The sequence below is a fragment of the Sphingobium yanoikuyae genome (assembly GCF_013001025.1).
Classification (GTDB): Bacteria; Pseudomonadota; Alphaproteobacteria; order Sphingomonadales; family Sphingomonadaceae; genus Sphingobium; species Sphingobium yanoikuyae_A.
In genome coordinates this window covers 1,806,992-1,826,792 of record NZ_CP053021.1, presented here as the reverse complement: position 1 = coordinate 1,826,792, position 19,801 = coordinate 1,806,992, and the positions used below count along the sequence as shown (strand labels likewise).

Here is a 19,801-nt window from a genome sequence, read left to right as displayed (position 1 = left end):
CTGCGCATGACCGACGCACCGGACCTTTCCCCTCTGTTCGCGCCCTTCGCCTGCAAGACGATGCGGCTGCGCAACCGTATCGTCATGTCGCCCATGACGCGCCAGTTCGCGCCCGACGGCGTGCTCGAGCCAGCGGTGGACGATTATTATGCGCGCCGCGCCGCGGGCGGCACCGGACTCATCATCACCGAGGGCACTGCGGTCGGGCATCCAGTCGCCCATTATTCGAGCAAGATTCCGCATTTCTATGGCGAGGCGGCGTTGGCGCGATGGCGATCCGTGGTCGCGTCGGTCCACGCACAGGATGGCGCGATCGTCCCGCAACTGTGGCATACGGGCCTGTCGCGGCGGCGCAGCCACACGGCCAACCCCGATGCACCCAATATATCGGCGTCCGCCCTGACCGACGAGGATTTGAGCGCCGAGGCGGCGGCAGGCACGGCGCCTGCGCCCACCAAGCCGCGGCGCCCTGCGGAGGTCATGACGAAGCACGATATCGACAGCGTGATCGGTGCCTTTGCCCGCGGCGCGGCAGCGGCCAGGGAGGTCGGGTGCGACGGCGTAGCGATCCATGGCGCCCATGGCTATCTGCTCGACCAGTTCTTCTGGGAACGCTCCAACCGCCGCGAGGACGCCTATGGCGGCAGCCTGGAAAACCGCATCCGCTTCGCGGTCGAAGTGGTCGCAGGGGTGCGCGTCGCGGTGGGCCCCGACTTTCCCATCCTGTTCCGCTTTTCCCAGTGGAAGGCGCAGGATTATGCTGGAAAACTCGCCGACACGCCGACCGACCTGGCACGCATCCTGGAACCGCTGGCCGATGCCGGGGTCGACATATTTGATGCCTCGACACGTCGTTTCTGGCTGCCCGAATTTGACGGCAGTCCGCTGAATCTGGCCGGATGGGCAAAGAAGCTGACCGGTAAGGCGGCGCTGACGGTGGGATCGATCGGCCTGGAATCACCCTTTCTGGGTGGCGGGAGCAGCGCGACCAGCGCAGTTACAGCCGACAATCTGGGCCTGCTGGCGCGGATGATCGACCGGGGCGACTTCGACCTGGCAGGCGTCGGCCGGGCGCTGATCGCCAATCCCGCCTGGGCCGATCTGGTCCGTGAGGCCCGATTTGACGCGCTGCGAACCTATGATGCCCGAGGCCATGTCAAAACGCTGGAGCAAGCAGACGGCTGATGGGTTCAGCCGGTCGCCAGGCCTGCCCCCATTTCCTGCGCGAAAACGTCAATCAGGCGCAGGATTTCGCGGTCGCGGTCGCCTGCGAAGCGGCGCATGAGGAAAGAGAGCGAGAGCGACTGCCACACGACAAGCTGGGCGACGCGGGCGGTATCGACATCGGCCCTGACTTTGCCCGCGCGTTTCAGTCCATCCAGTCGTTCGGCCAGGATGATGGCGCCGCGCTGGGTGATGCTGTTGTCGAATCCGGGGGCAAGCGTGGGATCGCGCACCAGTTGGGGCAGCACGATCTGCAACAGAGGGGCGATGTCGTGCAGATGATCATGCTTCCAATGGAGGAAACGACCGATCTCCTCTTGGGCGGAACCAGACGGGGGCAGCGCGGCATAGGCGGCATCATTGTCGCGCCGTTCCAGAAAATGGGCGTAGACCGCGGAGAGCAGTCCCGCCTTGCCCCCGAAATAGCGGGTGATGAGCTGTTCGTTGAGCCCCGCATGGGCGGCAATGGCGCGCGTGGTCGCCGCGTCATAGCCCTGCTGCGAAAAGAGCGCGATGCCAGCGTCGAGGAGCGCGCGTCGGCTCGCTTCGCGGTCCCGTCGCCGGGTCGGCGTCTTCACCGCTTTGACATCCACCATGCAAAATTCCTTTCCACCCCGCGCAGCTTAGCGTAAGTATGCAGTTGCATACAAGGCCGTTCCGGAGAGTCGATATGTCCAAAGCCCCCATCCGTGTCGCCAATTTTTCTGGCGCGCTCGGCGATTATGTCGGCGCCTTCGCCGAAGCGATCGCCGACGAGACGATCGATGTCGCGATCGGCGACTATCTTGCCGAAATGACGATGGGACGTGTCGCGGAAGGGTTTTGCGCCGCCGGCAAGCCCGAAGCGCTGGCGGGCTATCATGCCGATGTCTTCCTGCGCCAGATAACGCCCGAACTGGGACGGATCGCTGCGCGCGGGGTGAAGGTCGTAACCAATGCGGGTGCGTTCAATCCCGCCGGACTGGCAGGCCGAATTGCGCAGGAGGCCGCGGCGCAGGGGCTGGCCCCGCGCGTCGCCTATGTCGAGGGCGACGATCTGCTTGCCCGCGCGCCCGCGCTGGCGGCGGAAGGGCAACTCGCCAATCTGGACGATGGGAAGGCGATCGGGTCAATCGCGGACAGGCTGCTGGCGGCCAATGCCTATCTGGGCGGATGGGGCATCGTCGCCGCGCTGGAACAGGGCGCGGATATCGTGATCTGTGGTCGGGTATCGGACGCATCGCTGGTGCTGGGACCGGCCGCCTGGTGGCATGGCTGGGCGAAGGATGATTGGAATGCCCTGGCCGGCAGCGTTGCAGCAGGCCATGTCATCGAATGCGGGCCACAGGCGGTAGGCGGCAATTTTTCGGGGTTCGCACAACTGGGCAACCCGGCCCGGCTGGGTTTTCCAATCGCAGAAATCGCGGCGGATGGCAGTTCTGTCATCACCAAGCGCACAGGCGACGCGGGCGCGGTTACGGTCGATACCGTCACGGCGCAACTGATGTACGAGATCCAGGGCGCGCGTTACCTCAATCCCGACGTCATATTGCATGTCGATTCGATCGTGCTCAGCCAGCAAGGCCCCGATCGGGTGCTGCTGAGCGGTGTACGCGGCAGCCCGGCTCCCGAGACGACCAAGGTCGGTTGCTTCTATCAGCACGGATGGCGGGCGATGATCTGGGGATTCGCAACGGGGCCTGACTGGCGCGAGAAGGCGGATTGGCTGCGTGGGCAGTTGGAGGCGCTATCCGCGGACCTGGCGCTCGACGAATTTCATTTCGAGCCGCTGGGCCAGCCCATCGCCGACCCGGCGAGCGAGGCCGAGGGGACGGTGGCGATCCGCATCGCCGCTGCGGCGCAGAGCCGGTCGAGCCTGTCCAAGCTGCTGGCCGGCTATGCCTCCTTCGGATTGGGCGGCATCCCCGGATTCCAGGGCGATGGTGCAGGTCCACCACAGCCACGCGTCCATTATTGGCCAGGGCTGGTGCGGCAGGCGGACCTCGAGCATCGCGTGACCTTTATCAACGCGCCGAGCATGGCGGTGACGATGCCCCCCGTAGCACCCTTCGCCGCCCCTGCCCCGGCTGGCCCGGCGCCTGCTGCCACGGCGGGCGAGACTCGCACAGTCATGCTGGGATCGCTGGTTCATGCGCGATCAGGCGACAAGGGCGCCAACGCCAATATCGGCGTCTGGGCGAAGCGACCGGAGATATGGCCATGGCTGCGCGACACGCTGGATGCCGACCGACTGGCGCAGTTGATGGGCCTCAATCCATCGGTACAGGTGGAACGGCATGACCTGCCCAATATCAACGGCCTGTTGTTCGTGCTGAAAGGCTATTTCGGGACGAGCGGCACCGGCAATATCGCACTCGACCAGATCGGCAAGGCGGCGGGCGAGTTCCTGCGCGCCCGCTTCGTGGAAGCGCCTGTGGTCCTGCTGGACGATGCAGCAACGATGGAGGCGGTGGCATGACGATGATCCAGCATGATGCGCAGGCGCTGGCCGCCCGTATGCGGGCTGCGGCGTCCTAGCCCGCCAGCGACGACAGGTTCGATATCCAGGGAGAGTTGGCCGCGATGCTGGCCGAACTGGGCATGACGCCGGCGGACGGCGGCGGCGCGATCGATTTCCATGGCCTGGACCCGTTGGTGCCCAGCACGATCCGTCTGGGTGGCGGCGCAGCGCTGGGACTGGTGCAGCAGTCGGTCGTCGCAGCCGCGCTGCATCGCGACCGGGGCGGGCCGGGCCAGGATTGCCATCCAACTTTCGCAAGCGCTGCGCAAGCTGGCACCCGGATTCGAGCGGCGATGGGAATTGTCGAGGAGTTCATCGCCGAACCGGTGTTCGACTATCTGGCGGCACGGCCCTTGATCGAGATCGAAAAGATCGCCGACGGCCCGCCCGAACCCCTGCCGCCGGCCGGGGCGATGCCGCTATCGGGCATCCGTGCGCTGGGGATGGGGCATGTGATAGCCGGCGCAGGCGCGGGCCGGTCGCTCGCGTCACTGGATGCCGATGTCCTCAACATCTGGCGACCCGCCGAATTCGAGCAGGAAACGCTGTATCTGACCGCCAATGTCGGGATGCGATCGGCGAAGGTCGATCCGCGATCCGACGCCGGACGGGCAAGGCTGCGCGAACTGGTCGGCGAAGGGGATATTTTCTTCGCCAATCGGCGGCCGGGGCTGCTGTCCGAGTTCGGGCTGGACGCCGCGACGCTGGCACAGGTGCGGCCCGGCATCGTCCATGTGACGATGAGCACCCATGGCGAGGGGGGACCGTGGGCGCAGCGGCCGGGGTTCGACCAGATTGCGGGTGCCGTCACCGGCATGTTGTGCCTGGAGGGATCGCCCGACCGCGTAAGCCTGCCCCCGACAATCATCGTCAACGATTTCCTGACCGGATGGCTGGCCGCGACCGGGGCGATGGCGGCGCTGCGGCGGCGGGCGAGCGAGGGGGGCAGTTATCGCGTCCATGTCTCGCTGACGCGGGTTGCTATGTGGCTGCTATCGCTTGGTTCGTTCGACAAGGCCTATGCCAAGGCCATCGCCGGGCCGGATGGTCCCCATGCCACCGTCAATCCTACCCTATTCACGGTCGATACACCGCTCGAGCGCTATCAGGGAATGGACGAGCAGGTCCGCATGTCAGCTACGCCACGCGCGTTCCAGACAGTGCTGGTCGCGCGGGGATCGAGCCGGCCGGAATGGATGCCAAGGGACTAAGAGTGTGGGCGGAGGCTGACCCTCCGGCCATCAAGCGCGCGTCAGTCGAACATGCCCTCGTCGCCTTCATGGGTGACGCGGATGCCGACGGCCTGTTCTTCGGGGAAGCGGGCGCGGGCCTCCGGGCTTTCCCAGATCACCGACTTGTGGCCGTCGCGCCGCAATTGGGAGACGGTGAAAGCCGAGAAATCCTCGCGATCAAGCAGGTCGAGCGGCCGGGCGGCCTGCCCTTCGCCCGCGACAATCTCGACCCGGACACGGAAACGGGGCAGCTTGACGATCTCTTCGTCCAGTCGGTGGGAAGCGTCATTCTCCTCGCGCCATCCCGCGTCCCAGGCCGCCGCCTTGTCGGTCCCCTGCGGATAGGGATTATAGGCGCTCGTCAGGCGCTGCGCATGATCGGCGCGGGCCATCGCCCGAATGGTATCGAGTTCGCTTTGCGGGGTCAGGGTCGGGGTCAATTGAGGTTCCTCTATCTCGAATGATCCTTAGCCAGGATGAGCGGGATATACCAGCTGCGCCTTATCGTGCGGACGCATCGCGCCGCGCCTGCGCGGCCGCCGCCAGCTTCGGCAGGAGGTCACGCTTGACGATCTTGCCCGTCGCGTTCAGCGGCAATTCGTCCAGGATGAGGATCGTGCGCGGCAGCTTGTTGTTCGCCAGCCGATCGCCACACCAGGCGACAAGCTGTTCGACGCTCACATGTGCACCGGGGCGCAAGGCCACGGCCGCGGCAATATCCTCGCCCAGGACATCGTGCGGGACGCCGAGCACGGCCGCATCCTTGACTGCCGGATGCGCGTGCAGGACATTTTCGATCTCGATCGGCGTGATGTTATAGCCACCGCGAATGATGAGTTCCTTCGACCGCCCACTGATGATGAGGTCGCCATCCTCGTCGACAAAACCCAGATCGCCCGTGCGGGTCCAGCCGCCCGCAAAACCGTTCGCAGTCGCTTCCTCGTCACGCCAATAGCGCCGGGGATTGGACTGGAGGCCGTAGATTTCGCCGACGACCATGGGCGCCGCGACATTGCCCGCCTCGTCGCGTACCTGCATGTTTGCCGGCAGCTTGCCGACGCAACCCGGCTTGAGTACTTCCTTGCCACGCGTCGACACCCCCACACCGCCTTCCGACATGCCGTAGCTGTTGCGGATGCTGGCTCCCGGCCAGAGCGCCATGGCGCGGACTACCGAATCGTTCGGCAATGGCGCGGTCCCGGTCATCAGATAGCGCACACTCGAAAAATCGGTGCTCACGGCATCGGGATGATCGAGGATCAGGCGCAGCATCGTGGGCACGAGATAGACGGTCATCGGCCGTTTGGTTTCGACGAGTTTCAGGAACGCGCCGGGGTCGAAGCGCGGCTGGGTGAAGGTGGTCGCGCCGCCGTAAAGAGGCAGCATGAGCACGCCGAGATTGCCGCCCGATCCGGTGAAGGGCAGCGCGTGGAGGGTGGAGGTCGAACGGTCCTTCTCCTTGCCGGTGCGCGACCGGCCGAGCAGGTCGGGGTGGGTCACGACGACACCCTTGATCCGCCCGGTCGTACCCGATGTACCCAGAATCTCTGCATCGGCCTGCGGATCGAGCGCCGCCTGATCGGGCAGAGCCGCAATGTCGCGCGGCATTGCGTCCGCGGTCCAGACCGCGTCGAGCGCAAGGCCCGCGAGCAGGTCCGGCTGGTTGGTGATGGCAAAGCGCGGTTCGATCAACGCCGCATAGTCGCTCACTTCAAGCGGCGAGAGGCGGGTGTTCACCGGCACGGCGATGCCCCCGGCCCGCAGGACCGCGAGCACGGCGATCGCCATCTCCACCGCATGGGCGTTGCTGATCGGCAGGAAGACACGATCGCCCGGCGCCAGCCCTGCCGCCGCCAGACCACCGCCGATTTCGTCGGCTTCGCGGTCCCATTGCGCGAACGTCAGCACACGCCGCGTATCGTCATGGGCGACAGAATCCGCCATCGTGGCTGCGCGGATACGCAGAACATCGGTGATACGTCGCACGTCGGTCATGAAAGCCCCCGGTATGGCCGCCCTCCAGCAGGACGCCGCCTGTCGCACGCTGCCCGTCGCCGGAACCGCAGCGTGTTCCGAAGCTATCTAGTGCACTAGGTAATATATGTCCAGACGTTGTCTTCGCTATCCCGTGATCCCGCGCCCGAAGATGCGACGGGCGATGATCCAGCGCTGGATTTCGTTGGCGCCTTCGTAGATTTCGCCGATCTTGCCATCGCGATAGATCGCCTCCAGCGGCAAGCCATGCCCTTCGCCCTGAACGTGGCGGGCAAAGCCATAGGCGCCGCAGGCCCGGATAGCATCGCGGGCGACATCGACGGCCAGGCCCGAACCTGCGATCTTCGCCATCGCGGCCTCGATATCGGCCATGCCCTCCCGATCGAAGCGGTATGCCGCCTTCTGGTAGAGCGAACGCGCATTTTCGATGCCGATGGCATGGTTGGCGAAGGTGAACTGCCAATGCTGGAAGCGCGCCAATTCCTGTCCGAATACCTTGCGCTTTTCCATATAGGCGCAGGCCTGATCGAAGGCCGCCTGCGCCATGCCGACCCCGATCGCGCCAACGCCCATGCGGCCGAGTGTCAGCGCGGACAGCGCGCCCTTCAGCCCTGCGCCGGGCGCGCCGATGAAATTTTTCGTCTGGCGTGAAGGCGTCGTCGAAAACGACATCGGCCGTCAGTTGCGCATAGTTGCCCATCTTGAGATCCGGGTCGCCCACGGTGATGCCGGGCTGGTGCATGTCGACCAGCAAAAAGGTCTGGGCATTGTCGTCCGACCGGCACAGCACGAGGATGAAGTCGGCCGCGACCGAATTGGTGATCCAGCGCTTGCGTCCGTCGATGCGCCAGCCCTCCTTCCACCTTGGTCGCGATGGTCCGCATCATCGCTGGAGACAGATCGGTCGAGGCGTCGGGTTCGGAAGTGGCGAAGGCGCCGACCAGTTCGCCGCGGGCGAGGCGCGGCAGATAGCGGCTGCGCAACGGCTCGGGCGCTCGCTCCAGCGTCTTGCCGCACAAGATCGCCTGCCCGTCATACAGGGCAGAAGCGGTGCCAGGCGCATAATAGCCCAGTTCCTCCGCCACGGTCATCGTCGCGAGAGTCGGAAACTCCAGCCCGCGCCCGCCGACATCGGCGGAAAAGGGAATGGTGTAGAGGCCTGCCGCGCCAATTGCCTCGAACGCGGCGCGAGGAACGCCGTCGCGCCGCTCCGCCGTCGTATTGAGCGCATAGGCCATGGGCCGGAGCACGTCGTCAGCGAAGGCGCGTGCTTCCTTGCGGATTCGCACCGTCTCGTCCGGCATCCAGATGTCGGAATAAAGGCTATCCGCGCGTCGCGTGATCTGCATTTTACGCTCCTTGCTGCGCCGGCGTCACGCCATGCCGCGCTCGAGGCTCTGACGGCTGGCGTCGCCCAGTTGCGATCCACCGTCGCAGTCCAGGATGGTGCCTGTGATGTAGCCGGCAGACGGGCTGCTGAGGAATATGGCCGCCTCGGCGATTTCGTCGATCTCACCCCAACGGCGCATCGGAATGCGCTCATAATAGGCGGCCCGGCTGGCGGCGTCCGGCGCGAGGCGGGCCATGCCTTCGGTATTTTCGATCGGGCCGGGCGAAATGCCGTTGACGCGCACGTCCGGCCCCCACTCCATCGCCAGCACGCGGACGAGCTGGTTGATGCCTGCCTTGGCCGCGCAGGCGTGGGCCTGAAGCGGCGCGGCATTGACAGCTTGGCCCGCCGTGATCGCGATCAGCGACGCCCCCGGCTTGTTGAGCAGGTCGTGAGAGCCACGAAACACGTTGAACGTGCCGTTGAGGTCGATATCGACGACCGTCCTGAACGCATTGGCCGACATGCCGAGCGCGGGCGCCAGAAAATTGCCGGCAGCGCCGGACACAACCACGTCGAACGCGCCATGGGCTGCTGCGACCTGCTCCATCGCGGCGCGGATCGCCGCATAGTCCCGCACGTCGGCCGACAGGCCGATCGCGCCGTTACCGATGCTGGCGGCGGCATTTGCGGCCTTTTCGGGATTGCGGCCGACGACGCCGACTTTGGCATCCAGTGCGGCGAATCGCTGCGCGATACCCAGATTGATACCGCTGGTGCCTCCCGCGACGAACACGCTCCTGCCCGCGAACAGGCCATCCTTGAATGCGCTCATGCCTTTTCCTCTCCCGGATACTAAACACTGTTTATCGTTGCATAACGAACGCTGTTCAGTATGACAAGCGGGATGGCACTACTTCTTACCGACGATCAGGTCATGGAATGCCGCGCCCGCATCCGGGCGGTGGCGGAGGAACAGTTCGCGACACGCGGGCTGGCGGCGACGTCGCTGCGATCGATCGCGGCGGAACTGGGCTGGACCGCCGCGTCGCTCTACCGCTATTTCCGCAACAAGAGCGAACTGCTGGCGCTGACGCGGGCGGCCGCGCATGACCGCTTTTCGGACCGGGTTGAGGCTGCCTATGCCAGCACGACGGATCTTTGGGACCGGTCCCGTGCGGTCGGGCAGGCCTATGTCGATTTCGCGTTCGACGAACCCCATGCCTATCAGCTGATGTTTGCCTTTTCCCAGCCCGAGGCCGAGAAAACCGAAGAATTGCGCGCCGCCGAGTGCCGTTCACGCCGGACGCTGACTGCCTATATCGAGGATATGATCGCTGCGGGCCTTTTGCAGGGCGATCCGTCCGTCCTGGGCCATGTCTACTGGGCGGGCATCCACGGGTTGGTCGTGTTGCAGATGGCGGGCAAGCTGGATCCCGACATGCCTTTCGAGCTGATCCGGCATGAGATCATGCGCCTCGTTACCCGAGGCGCCCAGCCACCGGCCGGGGAAGCCAGACCAGCCAAGGGAAGCAAAGAATGACCGCGATCGCGCCCTTCACCCTGCCAATGCCCGGCGGCGAAGAAATCGTCCCGCTCGACCTGTCCGTTCCGCAGCCGCATCTGGACGATCTGCATGAGCGGCTGAACCGCACCCGCTGGCCCGAGCAGGAGACCGTGACCGATGCCAGCCAGGGGGTTCCGCTGCTCACTATGCAGGACATGTGCGCCCATTGGCGCGATCACTATGACTGGCGGCGCTGAGAGGCGATGCTGAACGGTTTTGGCCAGTATCGCACCGCGATCGACGGCCTGGGCATTCATTTCCTCCACCGGCGCTCGCCCGAACCCCGAGCGCTTCCGCTGATCCTGACCCATGGGTGGCGGGGATCGGTGATTGAGTTCAACAAGGTTATCGGGCCGCTCACCGACCCCGCGCGTCATGGCGGCGATCCGGCTGACGCCTTTCATGTCGTTGCCCCCTCCCTGCCCGGCCATGGCTTTTCCGATCGGCCCTCTGGCTCGGGCTGGCCGGTCGAGCGGATCGCAGCCGCCTGGATCACGCTGATGCGCCGCCTGGGCTATGACCGCTTCGTGGCTCAAGGCGGAGACTGGGGGTCTGCCGTGACCAATGCGATCGCAACCTCCGGCGCGCCGGAGGTGACGGCGATCCATCTCAACATGGTCATCGCCCAGCCGGAGGCTGAAGACATGGCCGACCTGACCGACGCGGAAAAGACGGCGCTGGCCGATCTGAAGCGCTACGCCAGGGACGGCAATGGCTATGCCAGACAACAGGGCACGAGGCCGCAGACGCTAGGCTATGGCCTGGTCGATTCACCCGCGGGGCAAGCGGCGTGGATTTACGAGAAGTTCATGGCCTGGACCGACAGCGGCGGCGATCTGACGCTGGACGAGATGCTCGACAATATCATGCTCTACTGGCTGCCGGGAACTGCCGCGTCGGCGGGGCGGCTTTACTGGGAGAGCTTTCGCAAATTCGCCGCCAATCCGGTGGCGATCCCTGTGGCCTGCACCATATTTCCCAAAGAGATTTTCCGCGCATCGCGGCGCTGGGCGGAACGAAAATATCCCAATCTCGTCCATTGGGGGTAGCCGGCGCGCGGCGGCCATTTCGCAGCGTTCGAGCAACCCGAAATCTTTGTCGACGAAATTCGCGCCAGCTTTCGAACGGTTCGATGAGACCCGTTTGCAAGGAGCCGTATCGCTCAGCGCTGGCCTGCAGAATGGACCCGATGGACCATTTCAGTCCATTCAAACCCTCGTTCGCTTGCAACCTCTTCCCGTGTAACGGTAAGGCGGCGGCACGGGCGAGACACAGATTCGCGCGTCGGAGAGAGGAACCCCAGCGTGGCATTCATCCGGAAAGACGCGCAACATGACCAGATATTGCTGTTCTGCGTCATGTTGTGCGTGGCGATCGGCAATACCGGGCTGCAATCCGTACTCCCCGCGATCGGTCGGACGATCGGGCTGCCGGACGCACTGATCGCGATCGCCTTTTCGCTGTCGGCCCTGCTCTGGGCCGTCGTCGCGCCCTTCTGGGCCAGGCGGCTTGACGACCGTCGCGCCAAACCAATGATCCTGGTCGGCATGGCGGGTTTCACCCTGTCGATGACGATCTGCGCCCTGGCGCTGACGGCAGGTGTCAGGGGCTGGATCACCGCCGGCGTGGCCTTCATCCTGTTCGTAATAGGACGAGGCTTTTATGGCGGGTTTGGCGCGGCCGCGCCTCCGGCCGCGCAGGCGATGGTCGTCGCCCGGACATCGCGCGCTAACCGGACGGCTGCGCTGAGCCTGCTGGCTTCGGCTTTCGGCCTTGGCACGATCATCGGCCCGGCGCTGGCGCCCTTTTTCGTGCTGCCTTTCGTCGGTCTGGCCGGACCGCTCTATGCCTTCGCGCTGCTCGGCATCGCGATGCTGGTCGTGGTGCAACTGCGGCTACCGCAGGGCATGGGAACCGGACCGGGCGCTGCGGCGAGCGATCCCGTGATCGGCTACGAACCCAGCGATGCGCCGGTGATCGCGACCGGCGATCCAACCGGCACGGCGCGCGTCGCCATGTTCGACCCGCGCATCCGGCCGTGGATCATCGCAGGGCTGGTGTCGGGACATGCCCAGGCCATCGCCGGGCAGACGATGGCCTTCCTGGTGATCGACCGTCTGGCCGATTCGCCACGCGAGGCGCAACCGCTGATCGGCATGGTTCTGATGGCAGGCGCGGGCGCGGCGCTGCTGGCACAATGGGGTATCATACCCCGACTGCGGATGCAGCCGCCGCCGATGGTGATATGGGGATCGGTCATGGCGGCCGCCGGTGCTGCGGGCTGCGCAGTGGCGCATGACCTGCACGCGCTGGCCATCGCCTTCGCCATCGCCTCGCTGGGCTTCGGCTTCCTGCGGCCAGGCTTCACCGCCGGCGCATCGCTGGCGGTCAGGGAACAGGAGCAGGGCCTGGTCGCGGGCCATGTGACGGCGGTGAATGGCCTGTGCGTCGTACTGGGACCGTCGATCGGTATCGGCCTGTACCAGATCGGCCAGCCGCTTCCCTATCTGCTGTGCGCCGGCGTCATGGCGGGACTGGCAGGCTATTGCCATATCGTGTTGGGCCGCCTGGCGCGCGAAGGATGATGCCGACGGGCTTCTCTTCCGGAGCGGTCGTGCCTAAGATGAGGCAATCATCGCGCCCGGACAGAGGCGCGGGACGGAGACGCGGATGTACCTGACCCAAAGCCTGCACCGGATGGTGCAACGCGCGCCTGACGCCCCTGCGGCGGGCGACCGGAACGGTCTTTTGAGCTGGACGGCGCTGCGCGATCGCGTCGCGCGTCTTGCCGGGGCGCTGCGGGCGAGCGGATTGCAGCCGGGCGACCGGGTGGCGATGATGGCGCCCAACGGCACCGACTTCCTGGTCTATCTGTTGGGCACATGGTGGGCCGGCGGCGTCATCAATCCGGTCAACCTGCGCTGGACGCCGCAGGAGATCGGCTACTCGCTCGACAATTGCCAGACGCGTTTCCTGATCGTCAACCCGCTATTCGAAACGTTGGTGCCGGCCATTCGCGCCCATTCCGGCTGTGTCGCAACCGTGGTGACGACCGGGCCGGGCGATGATGAAGGGATGAGGCTGGAGACCTGGCTGGCGGCGGCTGATCCGGTCGACGACGCGCTACGCGGAGGCCAGGATCTGGCGGCGATCCTCTACACGGGCGGCACCACGGGCTTTCCCAAGGGTGTGATGCTGAGCCACGATAATCTGGTGGCGTCGGCGCTGGGATCGATGGCCAGTGGCGAGGGTCATGCCAGCGCGCGTTATCTGCACAGCGCCCCGCTTTTCCATATCGGCGCTCTGTCCGGCCTGCTGATCGCGCTGCATTCGGGCAGCACCAACCTGTTCCTGCCAGCGTTCGATCCGCTGGCGATGCTCGAGGCGATCGCGCGCTGGGATGTGACCGAGTTCTTCCTGGTTCCCACCATGCTGCGCATGATGGTTCAGCATCCCCGCTTTGCGGAGTTCGACGTCGGCGGCGTGCAGCGCATCCGCTATGGTGCGTCCTCGATCGACGAAGCGCTGCTGGACCGGGCGATGGCGGCTTTCCCCAACGCGCAATTCTGCCAGGCCTATGGGATGACCGAATTATCGCCGGTCGCAACGGTGCTGGGGCATGAGGATCATGGCGCAGAAGCCCGCGCGAAAGGCCGGTTGCGGTCGGCCGGCCGGGCTAGCGCGACCTGCGAGGTGCGGATCGTCGATGGCGAGGATCGGGAAGTGTCGCGCGGTGAGGTCGGCGAGATCGTGGCGCGTGGGCCGATCGTCATGCTGGGCTATTGGAACATGCCCGAAGCCACGGCGGAGGCGACGCGCGGGGGGTGGATGCATACCGGTGACCTGGGCCGGATGGACGCCGATGGCTATGTGACCGTGATCGACCGGCTGAAGGACATGATCATCACCGGCGGCGAGAATGTCTATTCGGCGGAGGTCGAAAACGCGCTTTCGAGCCACCCCGATGTTGCCAACGTAGCGGTGATCGCTGCCCCCGATGAGACATGGGGCGAGCGGGTCCATGCGGTAATCGTACCGCGCCCGGGCACCAGCCCCACGCCCGAAGCACTCACCGCCCATTGCCGCGGCCTGATCGCCGGGTTCAAGTTACCCCGCAGTTTCGATTTTATCGACGCCCTGCCCCTGTCGGCCGCCGGTAAGGTCCAGAAGAATGTGCTGCGGGAACGCGCGCAGGCGTTGGCGGCCGAAGTTTGATTGGGTGAAAGAAACCATGCAGGCTCTGGTGACATTCGCGGTGACGGACGGCGTCGGCCTGCTGACCCTCAACCGGCCAGAACGGCTGAATGCGCTCGATGACGCCATGCATCGTGCGCTCGATGCGGCCTGGGTCGATGCCTATCATAGCGATGCGCGGGTGATCGTGGTGACAGGTGCGGGCCGCGCCTTTACCGTCGGCGCCGATATGGAGCGGCTGGACCGACTGGCCGCAGGCGGCGATTTCGACATTCCCCGGCCCGGCGCGCTCACAGCCGCCTTTGACGGAATCGATGCGCCAGCGGCGCTGATGACGAGCTATACCTTCCCGCTGGCCAGCCCCAAGCCGGTCATCGCGGCGATCAACGGACCGTGCGTGGGGGTGGGCGTGCTGATCGCGGCGGCTTGCGACATTCGCTTCGCCAGCCCCACCGCGATGTTCTCCGCATCCTTCCCGCAGCGGGCTGTCGTGGCTGAATTCGGACTGGACTGGCTGCTGCCGCGGATCGTCGGCCGGGGCATCGCGGCGGACATCCTGCTGTCGGGGCGGCGGGTAGAAGCCGAGGAAGCGGCGCGGATCGGACTTGTCTCGCGCGTGATCGAAGCGGATTTCCTGGATAGCGTGCTGGCCTATGCGCGCGAGATGGCGGCGACTGCGTCGCCGCGATCGACGCGCCTGATAAAGCAGCAATTATGGGACAGCGCGACCAGCGATTATGTTTCGGCCTCGCAGCGCGGATGGGACCTGCTCAAGGAAAGTTTCGGCACGCAGGATTTTGCCGAGGGCATCGCCAGCTTCCGTGAGCAGCGCCCGCCCCGTTTCATTGGGGCCTAGAGTGGTTCGCGTTCCGATTGCATCGGATGAACCGCTCTAGATTATTGGTTTCAGGCGATTTCTGAGTCATCAGACGATTCCATCTGATTGGAAATCGCTCTAGCCGGACCCAGCCCGGAATTTGACTCCGGTCAAAGCAAAACAGGCACCTCTATCATACAGCTCTTTCTGGCTCACCGTGGAACTCTGCGCGAGGCTGATGTCCAGAGAGAGGAAAATCGATGCAGCCCTTCGTCTTCAGTTGCGACGCGCATATCGCCGAGCCCGCCGACCTGTTCACCAGCCGGATGCCCGATCATCTGCGGCAGTTCGCTATTTCTTCCCAGGCCGATGGCGATGTCCGCATCACCCGCATCGGCGAAAAGGTCATCCTCAAGATCAACACCAATTTCCATGCCCATAAGACCGGTGCCGACGACAAGGCGTTCCAGCAGCAGAGCAGCGGCGATACGCCTTCGCCCGACCGAGCGTGCGTCGATGCGCGCGAGCATTTCGTGAGCGACTGCGCCGTCGACACGCGGCGGCGCGGCGCACGCGACCTCGCTTTGCGACTGGCCGACATGGACCGCGACGGTGTGGATGCCGAACTTGTCTTCCCGTCCCTGGGCCTGATGCTGCCGCGCATCGACGACCGCGAAGGCCAGCAAGTCGCCTGCCGCATCTATAATGACTGGGCATGGGACTATACCGCCCCGGTCCGCGACCGGTTGATTCCCGCCGCCATGATCCCCTGTTTCGACTTCGATGACGCTCTGACGGAATGCTTGCGGACCGCAGAACTTGGCTATGCCGCCTACTGCCTGTGGGAAGGGTTGAACAATTATAACGACGCGCGCTGGGATCCGATCTTTGCGCTTGCCGCCGAGCGCCATATCCCGATCGTATTTCATACCGGCGTGGGCGACATCAATATTCGCGCGCTCCGGGGACCGGGGGCCGCAATGTTCAACTACACCCGCCAGATGAACGATGCAGTCGACATCATCACCCAGCTCGTCGGCGGCGGCGTCCTGGACCGCAATCCGGGAGCCCATATTCTGTTTGCCGAACATAGCGCCGGTTGGCTGATGGGCCTGGCAGAGCGGATGGACGAGGTCTATCACGGCCATGCGCCGGCTATTACGCCCAAGCTGTCACGGCTGCCCAGCCAGATCGTGCGGGATCAGGTCCACTGCGCGCTTCAGAACGACGTAGGCGCGCTGAGGACACGCGATGGGGTAGGTATCGGTGCGCTATTGTTCGCCACCGACTATCCTCATTCCGAGGGCACTTTCCCCTATTCGCGCAATGTGGTCGCACGGATGATCGCGGAAAATCCAGCCTGTTCTCAGGAAGATTTCGTCGCGGTGCTGGGCGGCAATGCCGCCAGCCTGTTCGTGCGCGCCAACCTGAAGCACAAGGTCGAAGCGCGCGCCCGGCAGACAGAGGCCGCTTGAAACCGCACGGTCCAGTTGTCAGACAATGATGCCCGATTCCAGCAACGCATCGACCCGGGCTTCGTCATAGCCGATTGACGCCAATATGGTCCTTGCGTCCGCACCGGCAGGCCGGGGCGGCCGCGGCGGGTCGGCCGGAGCGCCGGAGAAGCGGGGCGCGGGCGCGGGCTGGGGCTGGCCGCCCACATCGATGAAAGTGCCGCGCGCCTGGATATGCGGATGATCGAGCGCCTCATCGGGCGACAAGACAGGGGCAAAGCAGATGTCGGTGCCTTCCATGACCTCGCACCATTGCGCACGGGTTCGGGTGGCGATGATCGCAGCGACCCGGCTCTTGAGCGCCGGCCAGGCGGCACGGTCCATCTGCGCGTCGAAATCCCGATCGTCAGCGACGCCCAGCATCTGGCGCAGCAGGGCATAGAATTGCGGCTCGATCGATCCGAACGCGACGAACCTGCCATCGGCGCAAGCATAGGTGTCATAGAAATGCGCGCCGGAATCGAGCCAGTTGGCGCCGGTGCGCTCATCCCACATGCCCGCGCCCTTGAGCTGCCATACCATAGAGGCAAGCAAGGCGGACCCATCGACCATGGCGGCATCAACCACCTGTCCTGCCGCTCCATTTTTCACCGCAAGCAGTGCGGCGACCATGCCGAAGGCGAGCAACATGCCGCCGCCACCGAAATCGCCGACATAATTGACCGGCGGGGTCGGCTTGCCTCCCTGGCGCCCGATCGTATGAAGGACGCCGTTGATGGCGATATAGTTGATGTCGTGGCCTGCGGCATGGGCCAGCGGGCCATCCTGCCCCCAGCCGGTGATGCGACCATAGACCAGCGCGGGATTGTCCGCGATCAGCACGTCCGGGCCAAGGCCGAGCCTTTCCATGACGCCGGGTCGGTAGCCTTCGATAATAGCATCGGCCGAACGGCAGAGATCGCGCACCACAGCCATGCCGGCGTCGGCCTTCATATCTATGGTGAGCAGGCTGCGCGAGCGGGCAAGTACATCATAGCGGTCAAACCCATCGAACAGCTCCGCTCGGGGTCGGGCGATCCGGATCACCTGCGCCCCATGATCCGCCAGCATCATGCCGCAGAAAGGGCCGGGGCCAAGACCGGCAAATTCGATGATGCGGACGCCGGTGAGCGGGCCGCTCATGCCGCGGCATCGCGGCGCACGCGCATCCGGTCCAGCCCGGCACGGAAGCTGTCGGGCAAGGGCGCGGCCTTGCCATCCACCGTCCCGACAAGCACGGCCCGCGCGAAGGCACAGGCCCGTCCATCTTGCGTGGCGAGACAGGCGAGCGTCCAACTCGACCGGCCCAAGTCCAGAACGCCCACATACATGTCGAGCGGGGCGGGATAATGGGCCTCACCGACATAATCGATATGGTTTGCGGCTATCATCGTGCGCATATGGCCCATCGTTTCCAAATGACCCTGCGCCACGTCGAAACGGGCGCGGGCATCTTCGAACGCAGCGGCCATCGCCACGTTGTTGATGTGGCGATTGGGGTCGATATCCGCAAAGCGCGTCGTGATGACGTGGCGGAACGGATAGCGCGTTAAATCGAGAAGGGCGGGATCGGGACGACCCATGGATGAAAGCTCCTTCAGCCGTAAGTCAGAGCGACTGGCCGTCGTCGATCGTGAAATGCGTACCGGTAACCGCGCGGGAGGCATCGGACGCGAGAAACAGCAAGATCGAATCCAGATCGCCCTCCTCCATCAGGCGGCGGCGATGAAATTTCTGGATCTGGCGCTCCCCTGCATCGGTATCGAACCATTCGCCGTTGATTTCCGTCTTGATATAGCCGGGGCAGATCATATTGACGTTGATGCCCTTGCGAATCCAGTCGCGCGCCATGACCCGGCCCATCTGTAGCACGCCGGCCTTCGACCCGGAATAGACGGCAAGGCCGGCGTCCACCTTGTGCGCGGTGATCGAGGAGGTGATGACGATGCGACCATGCTGTTTTTCGGGACTGCCCGCCGCGATGAGTCGACGCGCGCCTTCGCGCGCGGTCAGGAAAGGCCCCCGCAGGTTGACCGCCATGACCCGGTCAAATTCCGCCACCGGTAATTCGGTCGTCATCCCTTCACTGTTCATGCCGGCATTGGCGATGATCGTATCGACGGTTCCGAACGCACCCTCGGCAGCATCATAGGCGGCGATGGTCGATGCCTCGTCAGCGACATCCATGGCGACCGCGATGGCGCGGCCGCCTTTGGCCTCGATCGCCGTCCTGGTCGCCTCCAGCCGTTCGGTACGCCGTGCCGCCAGCACGACCGCAGCCCCCGCGTCGGAAAGGATGTGCGCGAAACGCTCGCCTAATCCCGACGACGCGCCGGTTACCAGCGCGACCCGGCCGGTCAGATCAAATATGGGCGCTGCGATCATTATCGTCCTTTCCGGGGAAACCTGTCGTCTTGTGACACCGCGGTAAACCGGCCCACCATCCGACCACAAGGTAAAACTTGCGCATCAGCGAAACATAGATAACGTAGTAGACCTTATCGAGGGATCGGCTTGCAGGAACGCGGGTGAAAATGGAGGGGATCAAGCGGCTGACGACCTTTATCAATGGGACATCGCGCCGTAGCCGCGTTGCCAGATGCGCGCATTCAGAGCATGACTGAACGGCCAGCGCCCTTCTTCTACGCCGCCGACGGCGACGCCTTTACGCCCACGGGGCTGGCGGCCAGTCCGTGGGAACGAGGCAAGCAGAATGGCGTGGCATTGGGCGGGCTGCTGACCCATCTGGTCGAGCAGGTGCCCGCCACAGTCGCGATGACGACGGCGCGGCTGACCATCGATATATTGTCCGCCGCCGATTTCGCGCCAACGATCGGTCACGCCAGGACCGTCCGCGAAGGTCGACGAATCCAGATGGTGGAGGCCGAACTGTTGACGGGAGATCGCGTCGTGGCGCGCGCGACGGCGCTGCGCGTGCGCAAGGCCGATACGCCCATGATCGCCACTCCCAATCCCTATCCGCCGCCGGAAGATGTCGCGCCCAGCGATTTCATGGGCAACAGAGCTTTCGGCGGATCGATGGAGACGCGGCTGGTGCGGGGCGGATTGCGAACGCGCGGACCAGGCACGCTATGGGTCCGATTCGCCCATGAACATGTAAAAGGCGTGACGCTTTCGCCTCTGCTGCGCACGGCCATATTGGGGGATTTCGGCGGGGGCCTGGGCAGCGAGATCGACAGCGAGGTCTGGACCTACGCCAATCTCGACATTGCGGTCCATCTGGTACGCGAGCCGGTGGGCGAATGGCTGTTGATCGACGCGCGTACCGCGAGCGCAGGACAGGGGGTGGGCCGGTCCGACATGGTTCTGGCCGATCGTGACGGGCCGTTCGCGCGGGCGCACCAGACCCTTTTCATCGCGGCGCGCGGATGAGGACGCTTTTTGCACCACCGCAGCACGAAGATATATGTTCCCGCTGGACCTATCTA

At 65.0% G+C, this 19,801-nt stretch carries 17 protein-coding genes and 3 pseudogenes; 10 read left to right on the top strand and 10 right to left on the bottom strand.

The window, feature by feature from the left end:
• Positions 1 to 6 precede the first annotated feature (6 nt).
• Positions 7 to 1,185 carry a 12-oxophytodienoate reductase gene (locus HH800_RS09170; protein ID WP_169860830.1) on the top strand — a complete coding sequence of 393 codons (1,179 nt, stop codon included), beginning with the start codon at positions 7 to 9 and terminating at the stop codon, positions 1,183 to 1,185.
• Positions 1,186 to 1,190: 5 nt separating this feature from the next.
• Here the strand turns inward: HH800_RS09170 and HH800_RS09165 are convergent, their stop codons facing one another.
• Complete coding sequence (locus HH800_RS09165; RefSeq protein ID WP_169860829.1) at positions 1,191 to 1,820, bottom strand: TetR/AcrR family transcriptional regulator; 630 nt, start codon at positions 1,818 to 1,820, stop codon at positions 1,191 to 1,193.
• Positions 1,821 to 1,894: 74 nt separating this feature from the next.
• On the opposite strand from HH800_RS09165, the gene HH800_RS09160 reads away from it, so the two are divergent.
• Positions 1,895 to 3,682, top strand: coding sequence for an acyclic terpene utilization AtuA family protein (locus HH800_RS09160; RefSeq protein WP_169860828.1), 1,788 nt, complete (start codon positions 1,895 to 1,897; stop codon positions 3,680 to 3,682).
• Between the two features lie 104 nt (positions 3,683 to 3,786).
• Positions 3,787 to 4,935: a CoA transferase gene (locus HH800_RS09155; protein ID WP_169860827.1), complete on the top strand. Its 1,149-nt coding sequence runs from the start codon at positions 3,787 to 3,789 to the stop codon at positions 4,933 to 4,935.
• 41 nt (positions 4,936 to 4,976) lie between these two features.
• Here the strand turns inward: HH800_RS09155 and HH800_RS09150 are convergent, their stop codons facing one another.
• The 6 genes and pseudogenes from HH800_RS09150 to HH800_RS09135 form a co-directional block, all read right to left on the bottom strand.
• On the bottom strand, positions 4,977 to 5,396 hold the full coding sequence (locus tag HH800_RS09150; protein WP_169860826.1) for a hypothetical protein: 420 nt from the start codon (positions 5,394 to 5,396) through the stop codon (positions 4,977 to 4,979).
• A 61-nt stretch (positions 5,397 to 5,457) separates the two neighbouring features.
• Complete coding sequence (locus tag HH800_RS09145) at positions 5,458 to 6,951, bottom strand: class I adenylate-forming enzyme family protein (protein WP_169860825.1); 1,494 nt, start codon at positions 6,949 to 6,951, stop codon at positions 5,458 to 5,460.
• Between the two features lie 126 nt (positions 6,952 to 7,077).
• On the bottom strand, positions 7,078 to 7,623 hold the full coding sequence (locus HH800_RS28910) for an acyl-CoA dehydrogenase family protein (RefSeq protein ID WP_206379207.1): 546 nt from the start codon (positions 7,621 to 7,623) through the stop codon (positions 7,078 to 7,080).
• A gap of 43 nt (positions 7,624 to 7,666) precedes the next feature.
• Positions 7,667 to 7,747, bottom strand: a pseudogene (locus HH800_RS29605) (hypothetical protein); the annotation flags it as partial.
• Positions 7,748 to 7,955: 208 nt separating this feature from the next.
• Positions 7,956 to 8,189: pseudogene (locus HH800_RS29600) on the bottom strand (acyl-CoA dehydrogenase family protein); the annotation flags it as partial.
• Positions 8,190 to 8,324: 135 nt separating this feature from the next.
• Positions 8,325 to 9,116 (bottom strand): SDR family oxidoreductase, encoded by a 792-nt coding sequence (locus tag HH800_RS09135; protein WP_169860824.1) that lies wholly within the window; start codon positions 9,114 to 9,116, stop codon positions 8,325 to 8,327.
• Between the two features lie 72 nt (positions 9,117 to 9,188).
• On the opposite strand from HH800_RS09135, the gene HH800_RS09130 reads away from it, so the two are divergent.
• From HH800_RS09130 to HH800_RS09105, 6 genes and pseudogenes are all read left to right on the top strand, one after another.
• Positions 9,189 to 9,824 carry a TetR/AcrR family transcriptional regulator gene (locus HH800_RS09130; RefSeq protein ID WP_066856825.1) on the top strand — a complete coding sequence of 212 codons (636 nt, stop codon included), beginning with the start codon at positions 9,189 to 9,191 and terminating at the stop codon, positions 9,822 to 9,824.
• A pseudogene (locus HH800_RS09125) lies at positions 9,821 to 10,897 on the top strand (epoxide hydrolase family protein). The gene HH800_RS09130 and the pseudogene HH800_RS09125 overlap by 4 nt, the downstream one beginning before the upstream one ends.
• Positions 10,898 to 11,152: 255 nt before the next feature.
• Entirely contained in the window at positions 11,153 to 12,433 is a 1,281-nt protein-coding gene (locus HH800_RS09120; RefSeq protein WP_235682068.1) for an MFS transporter, read from the top strand.
• A gap of 85 nt (positions 12,434 to 12,518) precedes the next feature.
• Positions 12,519 to 14,063, top strand: coding sequence for an acyl-CoA synthetase (locus HH800_RS09115; RefSeq protein ID WP_169860823.1), 1,545 nt, complete (start codon positions 12,519 to 12,521; stop codon positions 14,061 to 14,063).
• Positions 14,064 to 14,079: 16 nt separating this feature from the next.
• The gene (locus HH800_RS09110) at positions 14,080 to 14,898 is read left to right on the top strand and encodes an enoyl-CoA hydratase-related protein (RefSeq protein WP_169860822.1); all 819 of its coding nucleotides are present in this window, start codon (positions 14,080 to 14,082) and stop codon (positions 14,896 to 14,898) included.
• Positions 14,899 to 15,119: 221 nt separating this feature from the next.
• A complete protein-coding gene (locus HH800_RS09105; RefSeq protein ID WP_169860821.1) occupies positions 15,120 to 16,334 on the top strand; it encodes an amidohydrolase family protein in 1,215 nt (404 codons plus the stop codon).
• An 18-nt stretch (positions 16,335 to 16,352) separates the two neighbouring features.
• On the opposite strand, the gene HH800_RS09100 is transcribed toward HH800_RS09105, so the two are convergent.
• The 3 genes from HH800_RS09100 to HH800_RS09090 are packed head-to-tail and all read right to left on the bottom strand — an operon-like array spanning position 16,353 to position 18,737.
• Positions 16,353 to 17,495 carry a CaiB/BaiF CoA transferase family protein gene (locus HH800_RS09100; protein ID WP_169860820.1) on the bottom strand — a complete coding sequence of 381 codons (1,143 nt, stop codon included), beginning with the start codon at positions 17,493 to 17,495 and terminating at the stop codon, positions 16,353 to 16,355.
• The gene (locus HH800_RS09095; RefSeq protein WP_066856840.1) at positions 17,492 to 17,935 is read right to left on the bottom strand and encodes an acyl-CoA thioesterase; all 444 of its coding nucleotides are present in this window, start codon (positions 17,933 to 17,935) and stop codon (positions 17,492 to 17,494) included. Before HH800_RS09095 ends, HH800_RS09100 begins: the two co-directional genes overlap by 4 nt.
• Positions 17,936 to 17,960: 25 nt before the next feature.
• Positions 17,961 to 18,737, bottom strand: coding sequence for an SDR family NAD(P)-dependent oxidoreductase (locus tag HH800_RS09090; RefSeq protein WP_169860819.1), 777 nt, complete (start codon positions 18,735 to 18,737; stop codon positions 17,961 to 17,963).
• A gap of 231 nt (positions 18,738 to 18,968) precedes the next feature.
• Here HH800_RS09090 and HH800_RS09085 point away from each other — a divergent pair, with 231 nt between their 5' ends.
• Positions 18,969 to 19,745 (top strand): thioesterase family protein, encoded by a 777-nt coding sequence (locus HH800_RS09085; protein ID WP_169860818.1) that lies wholly within the window; start codon positions 18,969 to 18,971, stop codon positions 19,743 to 19,745.
• Positions 19,746 to 19,801: the final 56 nt, after the last annotated feature.